25 protein-coding genes are annotated in these 20583 nt (G+C 67.0%); 8 read left to right on the plus strand and 17 right to left on the minus strand.

Annotated elements, in window-relative coordinates:
• The coding region (locus A5779_RS25955) for an SDR family oxidoreductase (protein ID WP_131811696.1) at positions 1-986 on the plus strand (986 nt) is incomplete at its 5' end.
• A 95-nt stretch (positions 987-1081) separates the two neighbouring features.
• Here the strand turns inward: A5779_RS25955 and A5779_RS25960 are convergent.
• From A5779_RS25960 to A5779_RS25990, 7 genes are all read right to left on the minus strand, one after another.
• A complete protein-coding gene (locus tag A5779_RS25960) occupies positions 1082-1843 on the minus strand; it encodes a MerR family transcriptional regulator (RefSeq protein ID WP_064886623.1) in 762 nt (253 codons plus the stop codon).
• 97 nt (positions 1844-1940) lie between these two features.
• Positions 1941-2324, minus strand: coding sequence for a DUF1304 domain-containing protein (locus A5779_RS25965; protein ID WP_064886600.1), 384 nt, complete (start codon positions 2322-2324; stop codon positions 1941-1943).
• Between the two features lie 5 nt (positions 2325-2329).
• Positions 2330-3385, minus strand: coding sequence for a Holliday junction branch migration DNA helicase RuvB (gene ruvB, locus A5779_RS25970; protein ID WP_055113446.1), 1056 nt, complete (start codon positions 3383-3385; stop codon positions 2330-2332).
• The gene (gene ruvA / locus A5779_RS25975; protein ID WP_064886601.1) at positions 3386-3973 is read right to left on the minus strand and encodes a Holliday junction branch migration protein RuvA; all 588 of its coding nucleotides are present in this window, start codon (positions 3971-3973) and stop codon (positions 3386-3388) included. It abuts the gene before it with no gap.
• The gene (gene ruvC, locus A5779_RS25980; protein ID WP_064886602.1) at positions 3970-4539 is read right to left on the minus strand and encodes a crossover junction endodeoxyribonuclease RuvC; all 570 of its coding nucleotides are present in this window, start codon (positions 4537-4539) and stop codon (positions 3970-3972) included. Before ruvC ends, ruvA begins: the two co-directional genes overlap by 4 nt.
• Positions 4540-4614: 75 nt before the next feature.
• Positions 4615-4935: a hypothetical protein gene (locus tag A5779_RS25985; RefSeq protein ID WP_064886603.1), complete on the minus strand. Its 321-nt coding sequence runs from the start codon at positions 4933-4935 to the stop codon at positions 4615-4617.
• Positions 4936-5007: 72 nt separating this feature from the next.
• Entirely contained in the window at positions 5008-5610 is a 603-nt protein-coding gene (locus A5779_RS25990; RefSeq protein ID WP_082941857.1) for a TetR/AcrR family transcriptional regulator, read from the minus strand.
• A gap of 68 nt (positions 5611-5678) precedes the next feature.
• Between A5779_RS25990 and A5779_RS25995 the strand changes: the two genes are divergently transcribed.
• Together A5779_RS25995 and A5779_RS26000 are read left to right on the plus strand one after the other, a co-directional pair.
• On the plus strand, positions 5679-6512 hold the full coding sequence (locus tag A5779_RS25995) for an alpha/beta fold hydrolase (RefSeq protein WP_064886604.1): 834 nt from the start codon (positions 5679-5681) through the stop codon (positions 6510-6512).
• Positions 6513-6548: 36 nt separating this feature from the next.
• Positions 6549-7199 (plus strand): NAD(P)H-binding protein, encoded by a 651-nt coding sequence (locus A5779_RS26000; protein ID WP_064886605.1) that lies wholly within the window; start codon positions 6549-6551, stop codon positions 7197-7199.
• Between the two features lie 3 nt (positions 7200-7202).
• Here A5779_RS26000 and A5779_RS26005 read toward each other — a convergent pair whose 3' ends face one another.
• The 6 genes from A5779_RS26005 to A5779_RS26030 form a co-directional block, all read right to left on the minus strand.
• Positions 7203-7532, minus strand: coding sequence for a rhodanese-like domain-containing protein (locus A5779_RS26005; RefSeq protein WP_064886606.1), 330 nt, complete (start codon positions 7530-7532; stop codon positions 7203-7205).
• Positions 7533-7570: 38 nt separating this feature from the next.
• Positions 7571-7990 carry a MarR family winged helix-turn-helix transcriptional regulator gene (locus tag A5779_RS26010; protein ID WP_064886607.1) on the minus strand — a complete coding sequence of 140 codons (420 nt, stop codon included), beginning with the start codon at positions 7988-7990 and terminating at the stop codon, positions 7571-7573.
• A 3-nt stretch (positions 7991-7993) separates the two neighbouring features.
• On the minus strand, positions 7994-8749 hold the full coding sequence (locus tag A5779_RS26015) for a YebC/PmpR family DNA-binding transcriptional regulator (protein WP_064886608.1): 756 nt from the start codon (positions 8747-8749) through the stop codon (positions 7994-7996).
• A gap of 77 nt (positions 8750-8826) precedes the next feature.
• Positions 8827-9150 (minus strand): hypothetical protein, encoded by a 324-nt coding sequence (locus tag A5779_RS26020; protein ID WP_110777744.1) that lies wholly within the window; start codon positions 9148-9150, stop codon positions 8827-8829.
• Positions 9151-9178: 28 nt separating this feature from the next.
• The gene (locus A5779_RS26025) at positions 9179-10618 is read right to left on the minus strand and encodes an acyl-CoA reductase (protein ID WP_064886609.1); all 1440 of its coding nucleotides are present in this window, start codon (positions 10616-10618) and stop codon (positions 9179-9181) included.
• Positions 10615-11952, minus strand: a complete 1338-nt coding sequence (locus tag A5779_RS26030) for a long-chain-fatty-acid--protein ligase (RefSeq protein WP_064886610.1) — start codon at positions 11950-11952, stop codon at positions 10615-10617. The genes A5779_RS26025 and A5779_RS26030 overlap by 4 nt, the downstream gene beginning before the upstream one ends.
• Before the next feature lie 75 nt (positions 11953-12027).
• Here A5779_RS26030 and A5779_RS26035 point away from each other — a divergent pair, with 75 nt between their 5' ends.
• The 5 genes from A5779_RS26035 to A5779_RS26055 are packed head-to-tail and all read left to right on the plus strand — an operon-like array spanning position 12028 to position 16241.
• Positions 12028-12660: a TetR/AcrR family transcriptional regulator gene (locus A5779_RS26035; protein WP_064886611.1), complete on the plus strand. Its 633-nt coding sequence runs from the start codon at positions 12028-12030 to the stop codon at positions 12658-12660.
• Positions 12657-14075 carry an aldehyde dehydrogenase family protein gene (locus A5779_RS26040; RefSeq protein ID WP_064886612.1) on the plus strand — a complete coding sequence of 473 codons (1419 nt, stop codon included), beginning with the start codon at positions 12657-12659 and terminating at the stop codon, positions 14073-14075. Before A5779_RS26035 ends, A5779_RS26040 begins: the two co-directional genes overlap by 4 nt.
• Before the next feature lie 27 nt (positions 14076-14102).
• Positions 14103-14498 (plus strand): carboxymuconolactone decarboxylase family protein, encoded by a 396-nt coding sequence (locus A5779_RS26045; protein WP_064886613.1) that lies wholly within the window; start codon positions 14103-14105, stop codon positions 14496-14498.
• On the plus strand, positions 14491-15381 hold the full coding sequence (locus A5779_RS26050) for an NAD(P)-dependent oxidoreductase (protein ID WP_064886614.1): 891 nt from the start codon (positions 14491-14493) through the stop codon (positions 15379-15381). Before A5779_RS26045 ends, A5779_RS26050 begins: the two co-directional genes overlap by 8 nt.
• Positions 15378-16241: an SDR family NAD(P)-dependent oxidoreductase gene (locus tag A5779_RS26055; protein ID WP_064886615.1), complete on the plus strand. Its 864-nt coding sequence runs from the start codon at positions 15378-15380 to the stop codon at positions 16239-16241. Before A5779_RS26050 ends, A5779_RS26055 begins: the two co-directional genes overlap by 4 nt.
• On the opposite strand, the gene A5779_RS26060 is transcribed toward A5779_RS26055, so the two are convergent.
• The 4 genes from A5779_RS26060 to pdxS are packed head-to-tail and all read right to left on the minus strand — an operon-like array spanning position 16231 to position 20522.
• Positions 16231-18114, minus strand: coding sequence for an ArnT family glycosyltransferase (locus tag A5779_RS26060; protein WP_064886616.1), 1884 nt, complete (start codon positions 18112-18114; stop codon positions 16231-16233). The two genes, A5779_RS26055 and A5779_RS26060, sit on opposite strands and share 11 nt — an antisense overlap.
• A 60-nt stretch (positions 18115-18174) precedes the next feature.
• The gene (gene pdxT / locus A5779_RS26065) at positions 18175-18756 is read right to left on the minus strand and encodes a pyridoxal 5'-phosphate synthase glutaminase subunit PdxT (protein ID WP_064886617.1); all 582 of its coding nucleotides are present in this window, start codon (positions 18754-18756) and stop codon (positions 18175-18177) included.
• Positions 18753-19601 carry an acyl-CoA thioesterase II gene (gene tesB, locus A5779_RS26070; RefSeq protein ID WP_064886618.1) on the minus strand — a complete coding sequence of 283 codons (849 nt, stop codon included), beginning with the start codon at positions 19599-19601 and terminating at the stop codon, positions 18753-18755. Before tesB ends, pdxT begins: the two co-directional genes overlap by 4 nt.
• Positions 19602-19610: 9 nt before the next feature.
• Entirely contained in the window at positions 19611-20522 is a 912-nt protein-coding gene (gene pdxS / locus A5779_RS26075) for a pyridoxal 5'-phosphate synthase lyase subunit PdxS (RefSeq protein ID WP_064886626.1), read from the minus strand.
• Positions 20523-20583 lie beyond the last annotated feature (61 nt).

A 20583-nucleotide genomic window follows, 5' to 3' on the forward strand; every position in this document is an offset into this window, starting at 1 on the left:
ACCTCGAAGTGATCGCCGGCGACAAGGGTGAGGCCGACCTCGGCCTCGACCAGGCGACCTGGCAGCGCCTGGCCGACACCGTCGACTTCATCGTCGACCCGGCCGCACTGGTCAACCACGTGCTGCCCTACAGCGAACTGTTCGGACCCAACGCGCTTGGCACTGCCGAGCTCATCCGTATCGCGCTCACCACGCGGATCAAGCCGTTCGCTTACGTGTCGACCATCGGCGTGGGCGGCGGTATCGAGCACGGAAAGTTCGTGGAGGACGCTGACATTCGAACCATCAGCCCCTCTCGACGTGTCGACGACAGCTACGCCAACGGATACGGCAACAGCAAGTGGGCCGGTGAGGTCCTGCTGCGTGAAGCCCACGATCTGGCCGGCCTGCCGGTGACGGTGTTCCGCTGCGACATGATCCTGGCCGACACCACCTATGCCGGGCAGTTGAACCTGCCGGACATGTTCACCCGCATGATGTTCAGCCTCGTCGCCACCGGTGTCGCGCCGAAGTCCTTCAACCAGCTCGACGCGGACGGCAACCGCCAGCGCTCGCACTACGACGGTCTACCCGTCGAGTTCATCGCCGAGGCCATCTCCACCCTGGGCGCCCATGCCCAGGACGGCTTCGAGACCTACCACGTGATGAACCCGCACGATGACGGCCTCGGCATGGACGAATTCGTCGACTGGCTCGTCGAGGCCGGCTACCCGATCCAGCGCGTGGAGGACTACCAGGAGTGGTTGTCCCGCTTCGAGACCACGCTGCGGGCGTTGCCCGACAAGCAGCGTCAGGCCTCACTGCTGCCGCTGCTGCACAACTACCAGCAGCCCGGCGTGCCGGTCAACGGCGCGATGGCGCCGACCGACGTGTTCCGTGCTGCGGTGCAGGACGCGAAGATCGGCCCCGACAAGGACATCCCGCATGTCACCCGCGAGATCATCGTCAAATACATCAGCGATCTGAAACTGCTCGGGTTGCTGTAACAGACTTCCCCACAAGGGAAGAATCCCCTGAGCGGCCGCGGTCCTGGATAAGGACCGCGGCCAATCAGTATCTGGCGCAGCAAGCCGTTGTCCCGTCAGCGAGCAGCTCGGTCCGCGTTCGCATGAATCGCGTCGCGGCAGAACACCGCCAAGCCCGGAAGCGCGAAAGATTCGTCGTACCTTGCGACGTATGCCGGATCGCTCACGTACATGTCTCCCAGCTTGCGGTGGAATTCGCTCGGGCAGTCGTAGAACCAGCGGTTCACGTGGAGCCGGTGCCGTTCGGCGGCATCCATCGCCGCGTCGGAGTCAGCCGGAAGTCCACTGCGGAAAGCGTCGGACAGAGCCTGCTCGACGGCTTCTCCCTCGGTCTTGATCTGGATCCACTCGTCCTTGCCGTAGGCCTTCGTTCGACGCTGCGACTCCTTCCACTCCGCGGTCTCGCCCCACTTCTGTTCGACCTCGGCCTGATAGTCGTCGAAGTCGTCGCCGAAGAGTTCGCGCATGTCGTCGTCGGTCATGGGGGTGTTCGTCATTGCCTTCTCCAATGCCTGATCGATGGCCTCGACGAGGTCCTTCATCTCGTCGAGACGGGTCATGACGCGTTCGCGCTGACGGACCAGGTGACTGACCTCATCGCCCTCGTCCAGCAGGCTCGCGATCTCGTCAAGCGTGAACTCGAGCCGGCGGTACACGATGATCTGGGACAGCCGCGTCAGGTCGGCCGACGTGTAGACCCGGTATCCCGAGGCGCCACGCCGGGACGGGGTCAACAACCCGATCTCGTCGTAGTGGTGAAGTGTCCGGACCGTGATGCGAAATCGCTCAGCCACCTGGCCGACGGTGAGCTCATCCACCGGCAACTCCTGCGTCATGTTGATCAGACTGGCGCCTCACGTCGCGTGAGGGTCAAGTGCTCATGCTCGAACCTATGGGGCCGCGTCTGCGAACGGCCTAGAGCAGGCTGACCGCGAGCAAGACGACCGCGATCAGTGGGAACGCGCCCTGGGTGATGGCTGCCCGCGCCTTGTCCGGCGAACTGGTCAGCAGCACTGCGGCGGCGGCCAACATGGAACCCACCCCGGCGAACACCAGGGCAGCTCCAACTGCGTTATGCCCCATGCCAACCGCAACGATGCCGACCACCGTGACGATCGCCAGGAACAGGTTGTAGAAGCCCTGGTTGAAGGCGAGCTCCTTGGTCGCCTGCGCCTCCTCCTCGCTGATGCCGAAGGTGGCGCGGGTCCGCGGTGAAGTCCAGGTCAGCGACTCCATGACGAAGATGTAGACATGCAGGGCCGCGGCGAGCGCGGCGAACACCAGACCGGCGATAACCATGCCGCCTATTCAAACAGCCCCGGCTGTCCCAGTCCGGTAACTGGCGGTTGCATACCCAGATGAGTCCACGCCAGCGGCGTGGCCACCCGGCCCCGCGGCGTTCGCGCCACCATGCCGGCGCGCACCAGGAAGGGTTCGCAGACCTCCTCGACGGTGGAGGCCTCCTCGCCTACGGCCACCGCCAGCGTCGACACCCCGACCGGGCCACCGCCGAAACTGCGGGTGAGCGCCGACAGCACTGCACGGTCCAGGCGATCGAGCCCGAGTTCGTCGACGTCGTAGACCTCGAGCGCGGCCTTGGCGATGTCGCGGGTGATCACCCCGTCGGCGCGGACCTCGGCGTAGTCCCGGACCCGGCGCAGCAGCCGGTTGGCGATACGCGGTGTACCGCGGGAGCGCCGGGCGATCTCGGTACCGGCCTCGCGACCCAACTCGATGCCGAGGATGCCTGCCGACCGGGCCAGCACCCGCTCGAGTTCGACCGGCTCGTAGAAATCCATGTGCGCGGTGAACCCGAAGCGGTCCCGCAGGGGGCCGGTCAGCGCACCGGACCGGGTGGTGGCCCCCACCAACGTGAAGGGTGCGACCTCGAGCGGGATCGACGTGGCGCCAGGGCCTTTGCCGACCACCACGTCGACGCGGAAGTCCTCCATCGCCAGGTACAGCATTTCCTCGGCCGGCCGGGCGATGCGGTGGATCTCGTCGATGAACAGCACGTCGTGCTCGACGAGGTTGGACAGCATCGCCGCCAGGTCACCGGCGCGCTCGAGCGCGGGGCCCGAGGTGAGCCGCAGCGACGAGCCCAGCTCGGCCGCGATGATCATCGCCAGCGAGGTCTTGCCCAGCCCGGGCGGGCCGGACAGCAGGATGTGATCCGGTGTGCCACCGCGATTCTTGGCGCCCTCGAGGACCAGCTGTAGCTGCTCCCGCACCCGGGGCTGACCGATGAACTCTCCGAGGGAGCGCGGTCGCAGGCTGGCGTCGATGTCGCCCTCGCCGACCGTCAGCGCCGGCGAGACCTCCCGCTCGTCAGGTTCCTCGGTGTCGTCGAAACGGCCCATTTACTTCTTACCCAACATGGACAGCGCGGCCCGCAGCGCGGAAGACGTGGTGGCCTCGGGGTCGTTGGCCAGCACCTTGTCGGTGGCCTCCTCCGCCTGCTTGGCGGCAAAGCCAAGTCCGACAAGGGCTTCCACCACAGGAGCGCGCACTGCGTGGCCGATCGCCCCACCGATGGCCCCTGGGGTGACCGGACCGATCTTGTCCCGCAGCTCCAGCACCATGCGTTCGGCACCGCGCTTGCCGATACCGGGAACCCGGGTCAGCGCGGTCACATCGCCGTCGGCCAGCGCCTGCCGCAGGGCCTGCGGGTCATAGACCGCCAATGTCGCCAAGGCGATCTTGGGGCCCACGCCGGAGACGCCGAGCAGTGTCAGGAACAGGTCGCGGGCGTCGCCGTCGGCGAACCCGTAGAGCGTCATCGAATCCTCGCGCACGATCATCGCGGTGATCAGCCGCGATTCGGTGCCACGGCGCAGGTTGGCCAGCGTCGAGGGCGTGGCCATCACCTTGTAGCCGACACCGGCGGCCTCGATCACGGCATGGTCGAGGGCGATGTCGATGACCTCGCCGCGCACCGAGGCGATCATGTCCGGGCCGCCTTCGCGGTGGCCTTCAACCGGGCCTGGTACTTGCGGCGTTGTTCGGCCGCCATGGCCTCGGCGGCGGCCATGCGCTCGATCATCGGGGCGCGCCAGCAGTGGCAAATGGCAAGGGCCAGCGCGTCGGCGGCGTCCGCCGGAGACGGCTTGGCTTGCAGCGCAAGAATTCTGGTGATCATCTCGGTGACCTGAGCCTTGTCGGCACGACCGTTTCCGGTAACTGCCGCCTTGACCTCCGAGGGGGTGTGGAAGTGCACCTCGATGTCGCGGCGAGCCGCGGCCAGGGCGATCACCCCGCCGGCCTGGGCGGTACCCATCACCGTCGACACGTTCTGTTGTGCGAAGACGCGTTCGATCGCGATCACGTCGGGTCGGTGGGTGTCCATCCAGTACTCGGCAACGTTGCTGATCTCCAGCAGCCGCTTCTGCAGCGGTGCGTCGGCCGGGGTGCGGACCACGTCCACATCGAGGGCGGTGACCTGCCGGCCCTTGCCGCTCTCCACCACGGACAGGCCGCAGCGCGTCAACCCGGGATCCACTCCCATCACCCGCACACGAACCCCTTCGTCAGAACATCTGTTCGATAGCCTAGCGGGCCGGGTCGGCGGGGTGTGGCAGGGACACGCCAATCACCGGTAGTGCGAGACACCCGCCCCGAGGATGCTCTGGCGGATCTGGTCGATCCGTCGCCCCGATGCCCGCCAACCCCTGACGCGTTCGGTGCCGACTTCCCGCCCTGCCCGCTCGATCACGATCTTCCAGGGCACCCCGAGAAACTTCGCCGCGAACCAGATCGGCCAGGCCAGAAGAACCAGCAGCGAGACGATGGCAAAGATCGCCCCGACCACACCGTCGGAGTCTCCCCACGTATCCGGGGCGTACATCCACTTGCGTCGCACCATCCAGGTGACCCCGTGCGGGTCGGTCACCGCCGCGTTGACCAACTGCATGACCCCGCCTTCCCAGCGCACCCACAAACGACCGAGATCACCGTAACCGCGCGAACGAGGGGTGCAGTGCGCTCAATTCGTCGTATCGGTCAACACTCGGACCCCCAGCGCGATCCCCCGATACTGCGGGGCCAGTGCGCGGCCGGCTGCCAGCAGCGGTTCGACGTCACGCAGCGTGCGCACCAGGATGAACGCGCCTTCGAGTGCCGCGACGATCGCAATCGTCACCTCGCGCGCCATCGGCGGGTCCACGCCTCGTTGGGCGAAATAGGCGGCGCCGCCGTCGAGCCACGCGGTGAACACCCCCGCCGCGACAACCCGCAACTCCTCGACGGTGTCAGAGGTTTCGGCCGCCACCGTGCCGACCGGGCACATGTTCGCGTAGCCGCTGGCTGCCATGTCCTCCGCGGCTTGGCTGAACACCCCCTCGACCGCACGGCCCAGGTCGTCGTACTCATCGACGATCGTCGGAATGAGCAGCCCGTAGGCAGCTCCCGCATCGACCAGTGCCTCGCGGGCGATCTGCAGCTTGCCGCCCCGGAAATGGTGATAGAGCGACCCGATCGGGGCGCCGGAGGCCGCGACGATGTCCTTCATGCCGACCGCCGCGTAGCCCTTGTGCCGCATCAGTTCGGCGGTGGCGGTCAGGATCGTTTCCCGCGTGGACCTTGCCATCTGAACCTCCTGCCGACACACTAGAGCATAAATTCTAGAATCACCGTTCTAATGCCAGGAAGGTCGCCATGAAATCAGTGGAACTGCCCGCGGGGACCATCGAATATCGCGAAGTGGGGGATCCGTCCGGGCCGCCGGTGGTGCTGCTGCACGGACTCTTGATGAACGACACGCAGTGGACGACGACGCTGCCGTTGCTGCCTGCCGGGTTCCGCTATCTGCTGCCGGTGCTCCCCTTGGGTGGACACCGCATCCCGATGCGGGAGGACGCGGATCTCAGGATGGACGGGATGCTCGGCATCGTCGCCGATTTCCTCGACGCCCTGGATCTGGCGGACGTCACCCTGATCGTCAGCGACTGGGGCGGACCGCTGTTCCTGACCGACACCGGACGCGACAAACGGGTGGCACGACTGGTGATCTGCCCGTCGGAGGCGTTCGACAACTTCCCACCAGCGCCCTACGCCAAGGTGCTGTGGCTCGCCAGCCGCACCACCGGCACCGTCTCCTTCGCACTACGCCAGATGCGCATCGAGTGGCTGCGCCGGCAACCGATACTGTGGGGCGAGATGGCGAAAAAACCGATCCCCCAACATCTTTTCGAGGGTTGGACCGAAGCCGCGCTGGCCGATCGGCGGATCCGCCGCGACCTGATCAGCTACTGCCGCAGCCGATTCGACAAAGCCGAGTTGATCCGGGCCACCAACTCCCTCGCCGATTTCACCGGCCCGTCGCTGGTGTTGTGGAGCGACAACACCGTGATGCCGCCCGCACACGGGCGGCAACTGGCCGACCTGCTACCCGACGGGCAGCTGCGCCAGATCGCGGATGCGCGAGTGCTCATCATGCTCGATCAACCCGAACAGACTGCCGAGGAGATCGGCCGCTTCCTGACCCGCTGAACGACCCGGGCTACCGTGTCGGTGGGAGGTACGGAAATGCGCGTGGTCATTGCGGGCGGACACGGAAAGATCGCCCTGATCCTCGAACGGTTGCTGGCCGCACGAGGGGACGAGGCGGTCGGGCTCATCCGCAACCCGGCCCAGTCGGCGGACCTGGAGGCGGCCGGGGCGACCCCGGTCGTGCTGGACCTGGAGAGTGCATCGGTCGACGACGTGGCCGACGCCGTGCGCGGCGCTGATGCCGTGGTGTTCGCGGCCGGCGCCGGGCCGGGCAGCGGCGCCGCCCGCAAACAGACCGTCGACCGGGATGCCGCGACCCTGCTGGCTGACGCGGCCGAGGCGGCGGGCGTGAGCCGCTACGTGATGGTGTCGGCCCTTGCGGCCGACGATCGCTCGCTCGACAAGAACTATGACGAGGTGTTCCGCGCCTATATGCGGGCCAAGTCGGAGGCCGACGCCGACGTTCGGGCGCGCGCGGGCCTACGCACCACGATCGTGCGGCCGGGCGGGCTCACCGACGATCCCGGGACCGGAACTGTCACGGTCGCCGAAGCCACCGGACGCGGCAGCATTCCCCGTGAGGACGTCGCTCGAATACTCCTCGCCGTACTGCACGAGCCGGAGACCGCAGGCCGGACCTTCGAGGTGATTTCGGGGTCGACGCCCATCGACGCTGCACTGCGCTGACCGTCACCCGGTGAGCGGTCCACCCGCCGCACGCCAGTGGATCAGGCCGCCACTCATGTTGACGGCCTCGAAACCGTTCTCCACCAACAGGTTCGCCGCACCCGCCGACCGGATCCCGCCGGTACAGAAGGTGATGAGCAGGCGGTCGTCGGGGAGGTCCAGGCAACGCTCGGGCAATTCCTCGAGCGGCATGTGCACCGCAGCCGGGATGTGGACCCGATTCCACTCGAAAGCGCGACGGACATCGATGACCAGTGCGCCCGCCTCGACGAGTCGGACTGCCTCGGCGGCGCTGACCGCCGGCGGCCGGCGCAGGTAGTGCCGAAAACTCATGAGCCCACGCCTTCCATAACCTTCAGCCTAGCTGAAGGTTATGGGGAACCGGGCATGATCCGAGTCATATAAGCGCGGAGCGCTTCGGTCAGTTCGGGGTGTTCGGCGGCGAACTGCGCATCGAGGGTGGTCACCACCTCGGCAGCCCGGTCCAACAGTGCCGCTCCTTTTGCCGTGACCTGCAGTGTCGATGCGGCGCCGGCATGCGCCGTCGCATCGTCGACCAGACCCGCCTCGACGAACGACGCCACGGCGGCGTGTGCACTCTGCACCGTGATGCGCGAACGTCGCGCGAGTTCACTGAACGAGATACCCGGATTACCCCGAACATGCCCCAGCAGCCCGTACTTGCGAGTGGTCAGTCCGAGGGGTTTCAGCGCGTCGGTGAACGCGGATTCCCAGACTCGGCTGACAGTGAGCAACCCGACGGTCGGGCTGAAGGGGGGCGGCTCGGGCAGTGGCTACTCCTCGTCGAGCTGCGCAGCGACATCGTCGGGGATGTCGATGTTGGTGTACACGTCCTGCACGTCGTCGCTGTCCTCCAGCGCATCGACGAGCTTGAGCACCTTGCGGGCGCCCTCGAGGTCGACGGGCACACTCACCGAGGGCTGGAAGCTGGCCTCGGCCGAGTCGTAGTCGATGCCGGCGTCCTGCAGCGCGGTGCGCACCGCGACCAGGTCGGTGGGCTCGGAGATGATCTCGAAGGCGTCGCCGAGGTCGTTGACCTCTTCGGCACCGGCCTCCAGGACTGCCATCAGTACGTCGTCCTCGGTCAGACCGTTCTTCTCCAGCGTCACCACGCCCTTGCGGGAGAACAGGTAGGCCACCGAGCCCGGGTCCGCCATGTTGCCGCCGTTACGGGTCATCGCGACCCGCACCTCGCCGGCGGCACGGTTGCGGTTGTCGGTGAGGCACTCGATGAGCACCGCCACCCCGTTGGGGCCGTAACCCTCGTAGGTGATGTTCTGCCAGTCGGCGCCGCCGGCCTCTTCGCCACCGCCGCGCTTGCGGGCGCGCTCGATGTTGTCGTTGGGCACCGAGCTCTTCTTCGCCTTCTGGATGGCGTCGTAGAGGGTGGGGTTACCGGACGGGTCTCCCCCGCCGACACGTGCCGCGACCTCGATGTTTTTGATCAGCTTGGCGAACATCTTGCCGCGCTTGGCATCGATGACGGCCTTCTTGTGCTTGGTGGTGGCCCACTTGGAATGGCCGCTCATGCAGGTACGCCCCTTTTCCGGTTAAAACTCCGGCCCTCCAGTTTACGTGGCCGGTCCTACCGCGCTCGATACGACGTCTACAACGCCTGCAGCAAGACGAGCGTGGTGCCCGCCGAGGCGGCGCACAGCACCGGCCAGTACCAGATGTGCCAGTGCCGCCAATGCCCGATCGCCATGCCGATCGGGGCAAGGACGACCAGCGCCACGGTCAGCACCGCCCATCCCGCCATGGTCGCCGCGTCATCGGCCTGGTCGGGAAACGCGCCGCTGAAGCCCACCGGAAAGATCGCGGCGAACGCCAGTAACACGGCAATCAGGCCGACGAAGGCCCATAGAGCCCAACTGATCACCGACTCGACGACGCCTGGCCGCCGAACCGAGGTTCGCGACGACACGGACATGCACGGAGCGTACGCCGATCCGCCGCGGTTACCCGGTAGCCACCGGCAGCGCCGCGTTGGCATTGACGTTGAGATTGCCGCCGAAAATATCGTCGTCGCCCATCCAGTGCACGAACCGGGCCAGCGGGTACATCGCATCGTGCGGACCACCGGCGACATGGCCGTTGGCGGTGCCCACCCGGCACACCCGCTGGCCACCTGCGCCGGCAAGCGCATCGCGCAGCTGGACCTTGCGCTCATAGGGGTAGACGCCGATGGTCTGGGTCGCAACGTTGACGTGGCGGATCGCGTCGTCGAGCGAGGCCACCATGACGACGTTGGACACTTTGTTCGACGGTTGGAAGTCCACCGGCGTGTCGGACAGCAGCACCATGCCGCGCCCGTCGAAGCGGCCGAACACCTCGAGTTCGTCACCCATCGCACCCATCACCTCGATCTCGTCGCGGACGTCGGTGGGCGGCAACGGCGCCACGGCCGACCCGAACATCCGGTCGGCGCCCAGCCGCGGCCAGAGCGCGGCGCAGAACCGCCTGGCCTCGGCCGGATCGGTGGTCTCCAGGAAGACGAATCGACTTGCCAGACAGGCCTCCTGGTTGAACACGCAGGTGTCGGCGGCTACCCGCTCGGCCACCTCGGCCAGCACCTCGTCGGAGGCGAACACCTCACGGCCGATCATCGAGATGGAGCTCTTGGGGTCGAACGACACCAGCTGAATTCCTGGCCCCAGGTAGCGGATGACGTTGTTTATGGCCGGTCCACCGCCCCACGCCACGATCTTGTCGAAGTACTGCGGACGGTAGATGGTGCGCTCGACCGTCTCATCACCGCCGGCCCAGTACACCGCCGACATCGACTGCACCACAGGATGATCGGCGTCGATCTCGGCCATGGTCCGTAATACCGCAACGGTGGTGAACGGGTCTGAGGACGGCATCTTGAACAGGTTGACGGCCTTGACCAGAGCGCCCTGGGCGATCGAGGCGATACAACCCGCCGGGGCGTTGCCGGCCAGCATGTGCACCATGCGGGGCGGGAAGGCCCGGATCGCACCGGTGTTGCCGGCCGCATCCGTCCGGCTCACCCAGCCGTCGAGCACCGCCGGGTCGGCGAAGTTCGAGTCGACCTGCGCCCACAGACTGTCGCGGCGCAGCAACTCCGGAGCGGTGCGGTACAGGTTCTCCACCACCCGGCGGGGCAGCGGGTTGGTCTCGGCCACCAGATCCAGGCAGCGCTGCAGGTGCGGGTTGTCGTCGAGCGCCAGTCGCTCGCCGGTCTCGACGAGGAAGTCGATGATCTCGGCCAGCGGCACGTCCAGCAGTGGCGGCAGCTGGGCGCGGGGCGTGATCAGGACATCCAGATCGATTGCCGGCGTGATGAAGTCGATGCCCAGATCGCGGGAGGTGTGGCGGACCGCGTCACCCTCGACGAGCTCACCGCGAATCATGAACAAAGCGTTCAGCGGGCTCATGCCTCACCCCGCACGTAGGCGTCGATGGTGCCCGAGCAGGTGATCTTGTCCCCGCCCAGATCGGCGTAGCGGGTGATGTCCGGCCCGACGGTCGGACCTTGATGACCGCACTCACAGGCACCGAAATCGGCGTCGATGCGGTCCCCGGAGATGACCCCGCCCCAGCGGCCGTCCAGCGACACGTCGAAAAACGCGCCGCGCGCCTGCACCGGTCCGGATGAGATGTCGACGAGGTTCTCGCCGGGCTCGTCGAGTGGCAGCAGCAATACCCATGGCGGCACGTGGTAGCGGCCGGCCGGGCACTTCGGGAACGGGGTGTTCAGTTCCTGCATCGTGTAGAAGTGGTACACCCGCTCGTCGGCGATGTTGAACGTGTCGAAGATGAACTCCCGGTAGTCCGGCGGCAGCGCGGCACCTTTGAGACCGCCCGCCACCAGCAGCGCGGTGTCATCACGGAAGTCGTTGCCGGAGATTCCTTTTGCCCGTACCCCCTGAGCCACCTGGTACAGGGAGGCGAACATCCCGGTCAGCAACAGTTGCCGTTCCCGACTGGCGATCAGCTCATCGACCGCGCCGGCGGTGGCGATGTCCATCGCGCTCTGCCGACCGGCGCTGGTGGTCTCGAATGCAGCGATCTCCGAGGGGCCGGCCGTGCCGTCGGCAATGCGGCGGCGCAGGTCGATCATGCCCATGATGGAACCCACCGAGATGGGGTCGACGGGCAGCTGATAGGTGTCGGCCTCGGTCGAGAACGCCTCGACCAGCGCGATCCTGGTGCGTTCGTTGCGCTCGACATTGGTGCGCGGCCCCAGGCCGAACAGCTTGCGGGTGCCGTCGGCCGGTATGCCGGTGGCCCAGGTCAATCCGGTGACATTGGCCCGTGAGGCGACGTCGAGGTCGGACTCCGAGCAGGCGATCATGGCCGGCTTTCCGGTGGTGCCGCTGGAGCAGGTCAGATAGCACCCGACGGACTCCATCCGGGTCACGAAGTCGTCGATACCGGCGACCCCGCCGACGTCGACTCCCGCCGGATCACATGTGGAGACCGTGCCGACCCATTTGGCCATCCGGTCCCATCGACCGTCGGTCAGCCAATTCTGGGCGTAGCTCTTGTAGGCGCCGTGGGCGAACAGCAGCGGCACCAGGTCCTGGACCTCGACCACCTTGGCGATGTCGGCAGACTGAGATCGGTTGCGCAGCAATGGGATCTGTTCGGCGCGCACAGTGAACCGCTCGTTGACCGCGTCGATCTGCAGCTGCCGCACGTCGGCGGGTGCAATGTCGTAGCGATCCGGCGCGGTCTGCAGGGCGAGGAGTTGGTCGACTGCAGTCATGGTGGCTCCTGACGAATTTGGGAGAACTCCCGATTAATAGCACCTAATGCGTTTCATTACTGCTACTGTGACGCCGTGGACCGAATTCGTCAAGTGGGCCGCCCCACCCGGGAGCAGGCCGCACAGCGCCACGTCGAGTTGCTCGACTGCGCGCTGGAAGTGTTCCTGGAGAATGGATTCGAGCGCGCCACCATCGACGGCATCGCGACCGCCGCGGGCATGGCCAAGCGCACCATCTATGGCCTCTACCCCGACAAGTCCGCCCTGTTCGAGGCCTCGGTGCAACGTGCGGTGGACCGGTGGTTGGTCCCGATCGAGACGCTACGTGCCGCCGAGACCGATGACCTGGAAGAGACGCTGCTCGCCATCGGCCGGATCCGGTTGGCGGGCATCACCAGTCCGGCCGGCGTCGCATTGCAGCGCATCCTCAACGCGGAAGGCAACCGCTTCCCGCGCCTGTTCCGGCTCGTATACGACCAGGGCACCATGCCGGCCCTGACCTTCATCGCCGAGGTTCTCGCCCGCCACGCCGAGGCCGGAATCATCGAGATCGACGACCCCGCCGTGGTGGGAGGGGCTTTTCTGAGCATGGTCGTCGGCGGACCCGCCACCGGCGCTCTCTGGGGCGTGACCTGGGATCCCGACGACCTGGACAAGCGCATGCGGATCTTGGTGCGGCTGTTCCTCGACGGGGTACGGCCGCGATGACCGAATCATTCATCGACGGCGCGTCGGTGCCTTCGTCCCAGCAGTACGACAACATCGATCCCGCGACGGGGCGGTCGATCGGAGCGGTGGCACGCGGCGGCGCCGACGAGATCGACCGAGCGGTCACCGCGGCGCGCCGGGCGTTCGGCGCGTGGCGCAAGACGGCGCCCGCACAGCGCTCCGACGCACTCGGCGCGATCGCCGACGTCATCGACGGCCACCGGGAGAGACTGGCGCTGCTGGAATGTGAGGACACCGGCAAACCGCTGAGCCAGGCCCGTACCGACATCGCCGTGGCCGCACGGTATTTCCATTTCTACGCCCACGCGATCGACAGCTACTACGGCCAGACCATCCCGCTGACCGAGGACCTGCACGTCTACACCCGCCGCGAGCCGTTGGGGGTCACGGGCCACATCATCGCCTGGAACTACCCGATGCAGCTGCTGGCTCGTGCGGTGGCACCGGCAATCGCGGCAGGCAACACCGTGGTGCTCAAGCCCGCCGATGAAACACCACGCACCGCAGTCGAGTTCGCCCGGCTCGCCGTCGAGGTGGGATTGCCCGCCGGGATCGTCAACGTGGTCACCGGGATCGGAGCCGAGGCCGGCGCCGCACTGGCCGCACACCCCGGGGTGGATGCCATCGGATTCGTCGGGTCGACCCGAGTCGGGTCCGAGATCGCCCACGCCGCCGCAGACCGGGTGGTTCCGGTGGTGCTGGAACTCGGCGGGAAATCCCCACAGATCGTCTTCGCCGATGCAGACCTGCCCCGCGCGGCCGACTTCATCACGAGGGCGATCCTGCAGAACGCCGGCCAGACGTGTTCGGCGGGATCGCGATTGCTCGTCGAGACGACGGTGCACGACGAGCTCCTGGAGCTGGTGCTCGACAGGTTCCGGCAAGTCAGCATCGGACCCGGGATCGCCGATCGCGATCTGGGTCCGCTGATCTCCCGCAGGCAGCAGCAGCGGGTGACCGATCTGGTGTCGGGCAACGCCACCGGTGAGGTCCTGTGCGGTGGTGCGCCCCCGCAGGACCACGAACTCGGCGACGGTGCCTACTTCGCCCCTACTGTGATCGACGCCGTCGATCCCGCCTCGCCCATCGCCCAACAGGAGGTCTTCGGCCCGGTGTTGACCGTCAACAGCTTTCACGACGAGCCGGAGGCGGTCGCGCTGGCCAACGGAACCGAGTACGGGTTGTTGGCTGCGTTGTGGACGCGGGATCTGTCCCGGGCCCACCGGCTTGCCGCCGATGTGGTCGCCGGGCAGGTGTACGTCAACACCTACGGTGCCGGCGGCGGCGTGGAGCTCCCGTTCGGCGGCTTCAGGAAATCCGGATACGGCCGCGAAAAAGGTTATGAGGCACTCGATGCCGTGACCGCCACCAAGACGGTGGTGGTGGCCCTGTGATCTGCCCGCGCTACTGAAAGGCATGCCATGGATCAAGACACGTATGACAAGGGATTGGCGATCCGCACCGCCGTCCTCGGCGAGGAGTATGTCCGCAATGCGGCCGGGAACGTTGACGCCTTCTCCAAACCGCTGCAGGACCTGGTCACCGAATACTGCTGGGGCGCGGTGTGGGGGCGCGAGGGCCTGGAACTGAAGACCCGCAGCATGCTGAACCTCGCGATGATCGCAGTGCTGAACCGGCCCAACGAGTTGAGCACCCATATCCGGGGCGCGCTCACCAACGGGGTGACCCGCGAGGAGATCTGCGAGATCTTCCTGCAGGTCGGCATCTACGCGGGCATCCCGGCCGCGGTCGACAGCAACCGGGCAGCCCGCGCCGTGTTCGCCGAACTCGACGAGAGCCCGGCAGCCGATGAGTGAGCCGATCGGCTTCATCGGCCTGGGCAACATGGGGTGGCCCATGATGGAACGACTGCTGGCGGCGGGATTTCCGGTGGTGGCCTTCGACGTGCGCGACGATGTCCTGGCCAGGGCGACCACACTGGGCGCTTCGCGGGCGGACTCGGTACGCGACGTGGCCGACCGCACCGAGTCGGTACTCGCCAGCCTCCCGACCCCGCAGGTGTCCGAATCCGTGGTGGCCGACGTCGTGGCCGGGTCCCGGGTCCGGCGCTTCGTCGACCTGTCCACCGTGGGCGGCGGGGCCGCACAACGCAATCACGCAACACTCGCCGCACGGGGTATCGCCGCCCTGGACAGCCCGGTCAGTGGCGGAATGCACGGCGCCCAGGCCGGCACCCTGGCGGTGATGGTGTCCGGAGCACGGACCGAATTCGATGCGCTGGCACCAGTTTTCGAGGTGCTGGGCCGGGCGATCTTCGTCTCCGAACAGCCCGGCGCCGCGCAGACCATGAAACTGATCAACAACCTGATGGCCGCCACCACCCTGGCCGCGACCGCCGAGGTGATGGTGATGGGCGTCAAGGCGGGGCTGAGTGCCGACGTGATGATCGACGTGCTGAACGCCGGATCCGGCGGGACACACGCCAGCCGCGACAAGTTTCCGCGTGCGGTACTCCCCCGCACCTTCGACTACGGGTTCGCCACCGGATTGATGGCCAAGGACGTGGGGCTGTACCTGTCTGAGGCCACGTCGCTGGGTCTGCCGGTCGAGATGGCCGAGACGGTGCAACGGATCTGGGAGCAGACGCTTCGCACCGAAGGCGCCGAATCCGACTTCACCTCCGTCATCAAGCCGATGGAGCAGGCCGCGGGTGTCATCGTCGAGGGCGCCAACCGATGAGTATGCGTGGTAAGACCTGCGTGATCACCGGCGCCACGTCGGGGCTGGGTCGCGAGTCGGCCCGGGCCCTGGCGTCTGCCGGGGCGCACGTCGTGCTGGCGTCCCGCAACGCCGCCGCACTCTCGGAGACCCGTGCCGCCATCCACGCCGAGGTGCACGACGCGCATCTGTCCGGCGTCGTCGTCGATCTCGCCTCACTGGCCAGTGTGCGCGAGGCCGCATCCCGGATCACCGAGCTCGCCCCGGTGATCGACGTGCTGATGAACAACGCCGGGGTGATGTTCACCCCGTTCGGCCGCACCGTCGACGGGTTCGAAACGCAGTTCGGGACAAACCATCTGGGCCACTTCGCGCTGACAAACCTGCTGCAGCCACAGTTCGTCGAAGGCACCCGTATCGTCAATCTCTCCTCCGAGGGACATCGTCTCGGCGACGTCGATCTGGACGATCCGAACTGGCATCGCCGCGAATACGACAAGTTCGCCGCCTACGGCGCAGCCAAGACCGCCAACATCCTGCATGCCGTCGCGCTCGACCACCGACTTCGCGACCGGGGCATCCACGCGTTCGCCGTGCATCCGGGAATGGTGGCCACCAACCTGGCCCGGCACATGTCCCGCGACGATGTGATCGCGGTCAGCGGCCAGGCCCGCTCACACGCCATTAAGGTGTCGACGCCCGAGCAGGGTGCCGCCACCCAGGTGTGGGCGGCCGTCAGCGCCGACCTCGACGGCCGTGGCGGGCTGTACCTGGCGGACTGCGCGGTGCGCTCCGATGCCGAGCCCTATGCGACCGATCCCGACCGCGCCGAGAAGTTGTGGGAGGTTTCGGAATCGCTGGGCACGGTGGCTACTTCTTGAGCGGAGCGCGCAGGTCGTACACCGTGTCCGAACCGACCTTGGTCGACGTGAAGTTCGCCTTCACCCAGTCGGAGATGTCGGTGTGGGAATTGTTGCCGAAGAACCCGTGGTCCTTGTTCTTGGGTTCCGGGAGGATGTAGTAGGTGATCTGCTGGTCGGCGACATAGGTCTGGAACTGCGCCAGTGTCGGCGCGGGATCGCTTCCGGTGAAGCCACCGATCGCCATGACCGCTGTGGCGGTGGACAATTCGAGTCCGGACGCGGCCCCGGACCGGTTGATGGCCGCCGACCATTTGGTGGTGGTGGCCCGCAGCATCGCATTGACCTCGGGATTGTCGGAGTGCCAGCTGTGCCCGTGGCCGTCGTCGGGATCGGGCGGCCCGACACTCGGGCCGCCTCCGGTGTGCGGCTGCCCCAGGGTGGCCACCGTGTAGGCGGTCGTTCCGGCCAGTCCACTGATCAGTGCCGCGGCCAGCGCGACGGTCGCCGTGGTCCGGTGCCCGCCACGCAGCGCCCACAGCAGGCCGACGGTGGCCGCTACCGTCACCACCAGGATCGCCCACCGCAGCGGCGGCAGCCAGGACGCGTTGCGGGACAGGATCCAGAAGCCCCACACCCCGGTGCCCAGAAGGATGGTGGCCAAACCGATCTGGCCCAGCCGGCCCTCGCGCCGGTGCCACATTTCGTGGATGCCGATCGCGAACATCGCCGCCACGGCCGGAGCCAGGGACAGGCAGTAGTAGGGGTGCACGTTGGTCTTCATGAAGCTCAGCACCAGACCGTCGATCACCAGCCAGCTGCCGAACAGGATGGCGCCGGCCCGCACGATGTCGGTGCGTGGCGCCCGACCCCGCGACACGAGCACCAGCACCACCGCGAGCAGGGCCGTCGGCACCAGCCAGCCGATCTCGAATCCGAATTCGCCGGTGAACAACCGCGGCAGGCCCTGGGTCTGGTTGCCGAATCCGCCGAAACCGTGCTGTTGCCCGGCGGAGGCAACCGGATCGACGTCGACGTGCGTGCCGTAGTGGTTGTGCCCCAGAACCCGGCCGAATCCGTTGTAGCCCAACACCAGATTCATGAAGTTGTTGTCGGTGGACCCGGCGAGGTAAGGCCGCGACGAGGCCGGCCACACCAGGGTGAGCAACACGAACCAGCCCGACGATGCGAGGAACGCGGCCAGCGAGCCCAGCAGGTGCAGCAGCCGGCGGCGGACCGTGACGGGTGCGGCCACCAGATAGACCAACCCGATGGCAGGCATCACCATCAGCCCTTCGAGCATCTTGGCCAGGAACGCGAACCCGAGCGCGACACCGGCGAGCGCCATCCAGCGGGCGCCGTTATGTCCCAGCGCGCGCACCGCACAGTAGGCGGCAGCCGTCATCAACAGGACCATCACCGCATCGGGATTGTTGAACCGGAACATCAACGCCGTCACCGGCATGAGCGCCAGGGCGGCACCGGCCAGCAGCGCGGCACGGGGTCCGCTGATCCGGCGCACCGCCCCGTAGAGCAGCGCGACCGAGCCGACGGCCATCAACGCTTCCGGGATGAGCATGCTGGCGCTGCTGAACCCGAACAGCTGACCCGACAGCGCCATCACCCACTGCGATACCGGCGGCTTGTCCACGGTGATGAAGTTGTTCGGATCCAGTGACCCGAACAGCAACGCCTCCCAGTTGGTCGAACCGGCCTGAACCGCGGCGGCATAGAACTCATTGCCCATCCCGTTGACGGTGATGTTCCACAGGTAGGCCACGGCGGTGGCTATCAGCAGGGCCGCCAAGCCCAGGCGCTCACGATCGAATCGCGGGGCAGCCGGCGGGGTTTCCTGGGCGGGCTCGGCGCAGGCCTCGTCAAGCGTCGTCGTCACACGTCCATTAAGTCGGTGCCGGCTATGACTGAGCTATGCGGCCGCCGTGGGTTTGCTGGGTCAGAGCGAATCGACGAACAGTTTGTGGATGCGACGGTCCCCGGTCATCTCGGGATGGAACGACGTCGCCAGCATCGAGCCCTGACGCACCGCGACGATGTGGTCGGCGGCGCGGGCCAATACCTTGACATCGGGCCCGACCCGCTCGACCCACGGTGCCCGGATGAACACCGCATGGACCGGAGTGTCGAGACCTTCGAAGTCGATGGCACCCTCGAACGAATCGACCTGACGGCCAAAAGCATTGCGCCGCACCGTCATATCGATACCCTTCAGCGGAACGGCCTCCCGCCCGGGCGTGCCGGCGTCGTTGATCTCGGTGGCCAGCAGGATCATCCCGGCGCACGAGCCGTAGCAGGGCAATCCCGCCGCGATGCGCGCCCGCAGCGGTTCGAGCAGCTCGAACTCGCGCAACAGATGGCTCATCGCGGTGGACTCCCCACCGGGGATCACCAGGGCGTCGACCGCGTCGAGTTCGGAAAGTCGCCGCACGGTGCCTGCTTCGGCACCCGCTTCACGCAGCGCAGCCAGATGCTCGCGGGTGTCCCCCTGCAGCGCGAGCACCCCGACCCGGGGGCTCACGAGCCTTCCGGTGGCGTGAAGTTGCGCTGGTAGCGGGTCAGTCCCTCCTGCATCACCGCGGCCACCATCTCGCCGTAGCGGTTGAAGATCTTGCCCTGGGTCAGCGAACGCCCGCCGCACGCCGAGGGTGACGACTGGTCGTAGAGCAGCCATTCGTCGGCGCGGAACGGCCGCATGAACCACATGGCGTGGTCCAGTGAGGCCACGTTCAGATGCTTGCGCACGTCGAGGTGGTTGACCTGGGCCGAACCCAGCAGGGTCAGATCGCTCATATAGGCCAGCGCGCAGATGTGCAGCACGTGATCGTCGGGCAGCGGGTCCCGGTGGCGGAACCAGACCTGCTGCTGCGAAGCCTTGCCAGGCAGCCGGGCCACCTTGTCCCGCGGCACGATCCGGACGTCCCATTCGGCGAACTGCGCGAATCCGGCGTCGTCGAACGCTCCCCCGGACCGGAACCCGGGCAGGTCGTCGGGCCCGGGCGCCTCGGGCATCGGGTCCTGATGTTCGATGCCGGTCTGGTCGGTCTGGAAGGACGCCGACATCGTGAAGATCGTCTCGCCGTGCTGGATCGCGCTGACCCGTCGGGTGCAGAACGATCCGCCGTCGCGGATGCGCTCGACGATGTATACCGACGGTGCCCGGGCATCGCCCGGACGCAGGAAGTAGCCGTGCAGGGAATGCACCTGGAACGTCGGATCGACCGTCCGAACCGCGGAAACCAAGGACTGCCCGGCCACGTGACCGCCGAACGTGCGCTGCAGGAAGCCCGACTCCGGGCTGAACACCCCGCCGCGATAGATGTTGACCTCGAGCTGCTCCAGGTCGAGGATCTCTTCGATCGCCATAGGAGGTATTTACCAGCCGCGTTCGGCGAGCCGGTGCGGCTGGGCGATCTCCTCGACGTTGATCCCGACCATGGCCTCGCCCAGACCGCGCGACACCTTGGCCAACACATCCGGATCGTCGTAGAACGTGGTCGCCTTCACGATCGCCGCGGCACGCTGCGCCGGGTTGCCCGACTTGAAGATGCCCGAACCCACGAACACACCCTCGGCACCGAGCTGCATCATCATCGCCGCATCCGCCGGAGTGGCGATACCGCCGGCAGTGAACATCGTGACCGGCAGCTTGCCGGCCCGGGCCACCTCGGCCACCAGGTCATAGGGCGCCTGCAGCTCCTTGGCCGCCACGTACAGCTCGTCTTCGCTCATCGAGGTGAGCCGACGGATCTCGCCGCCGATCTTGCGCATGTGGGTGGTGGCATTGGAGACGTCTCCGGTGCCGGCCTCACCCTTGGAACGGATCATCGCCGCACCCTCGGTGATCCGACGCAGCGCCTCACCCAGGTTGGTCGCCCCGCACACGAACGGCACGGTGAAGCGCCACTTGTCGATGTGGTTGGCGTAATCGGCCGGGGTCAGCACCTCGGACTCGTCGATGTAGTCGACGCCCAGGCTCTGCAGGATCTGCGCCTCGACGAAGTGTCCGATCCGCGCCTTGGCCATCACCGGGATGGTGACCGCTTCGATGATGCCCTCGATCATGTCGGGATCCGACATGCGCGACACCCCGCCCTGGGCGCGGATGTCGGCGGGCACCCGCTCCAACGCCATGACGGCGACGGCTCCCGCGCCCTCGGCGATCTTGGCCTGTTCAGGGGTGACGACGTCCATGATGACGCCGCCCTTGAGCATCTCAGCCATCCCGCGCTTCACCCGCGCGGTACCGGTCTGGTTGCTCGAACCGTTCTGCGCTGCGATATCCATCGCAATCACCTCCACATTCCCACTGATTCAGTCTATTAAAGCCGCCAAATCCATTAAATCC

The organism is Mycolicibacterium peregrinum, assembly GCF_001665625.1.
Lineage (GTDB): Bacteria > Actinomycetota > Actinomycetes > Mycobacteriales > Mycobacteriaceae > Mycobacterium > Mycobacterium peregrinum_B.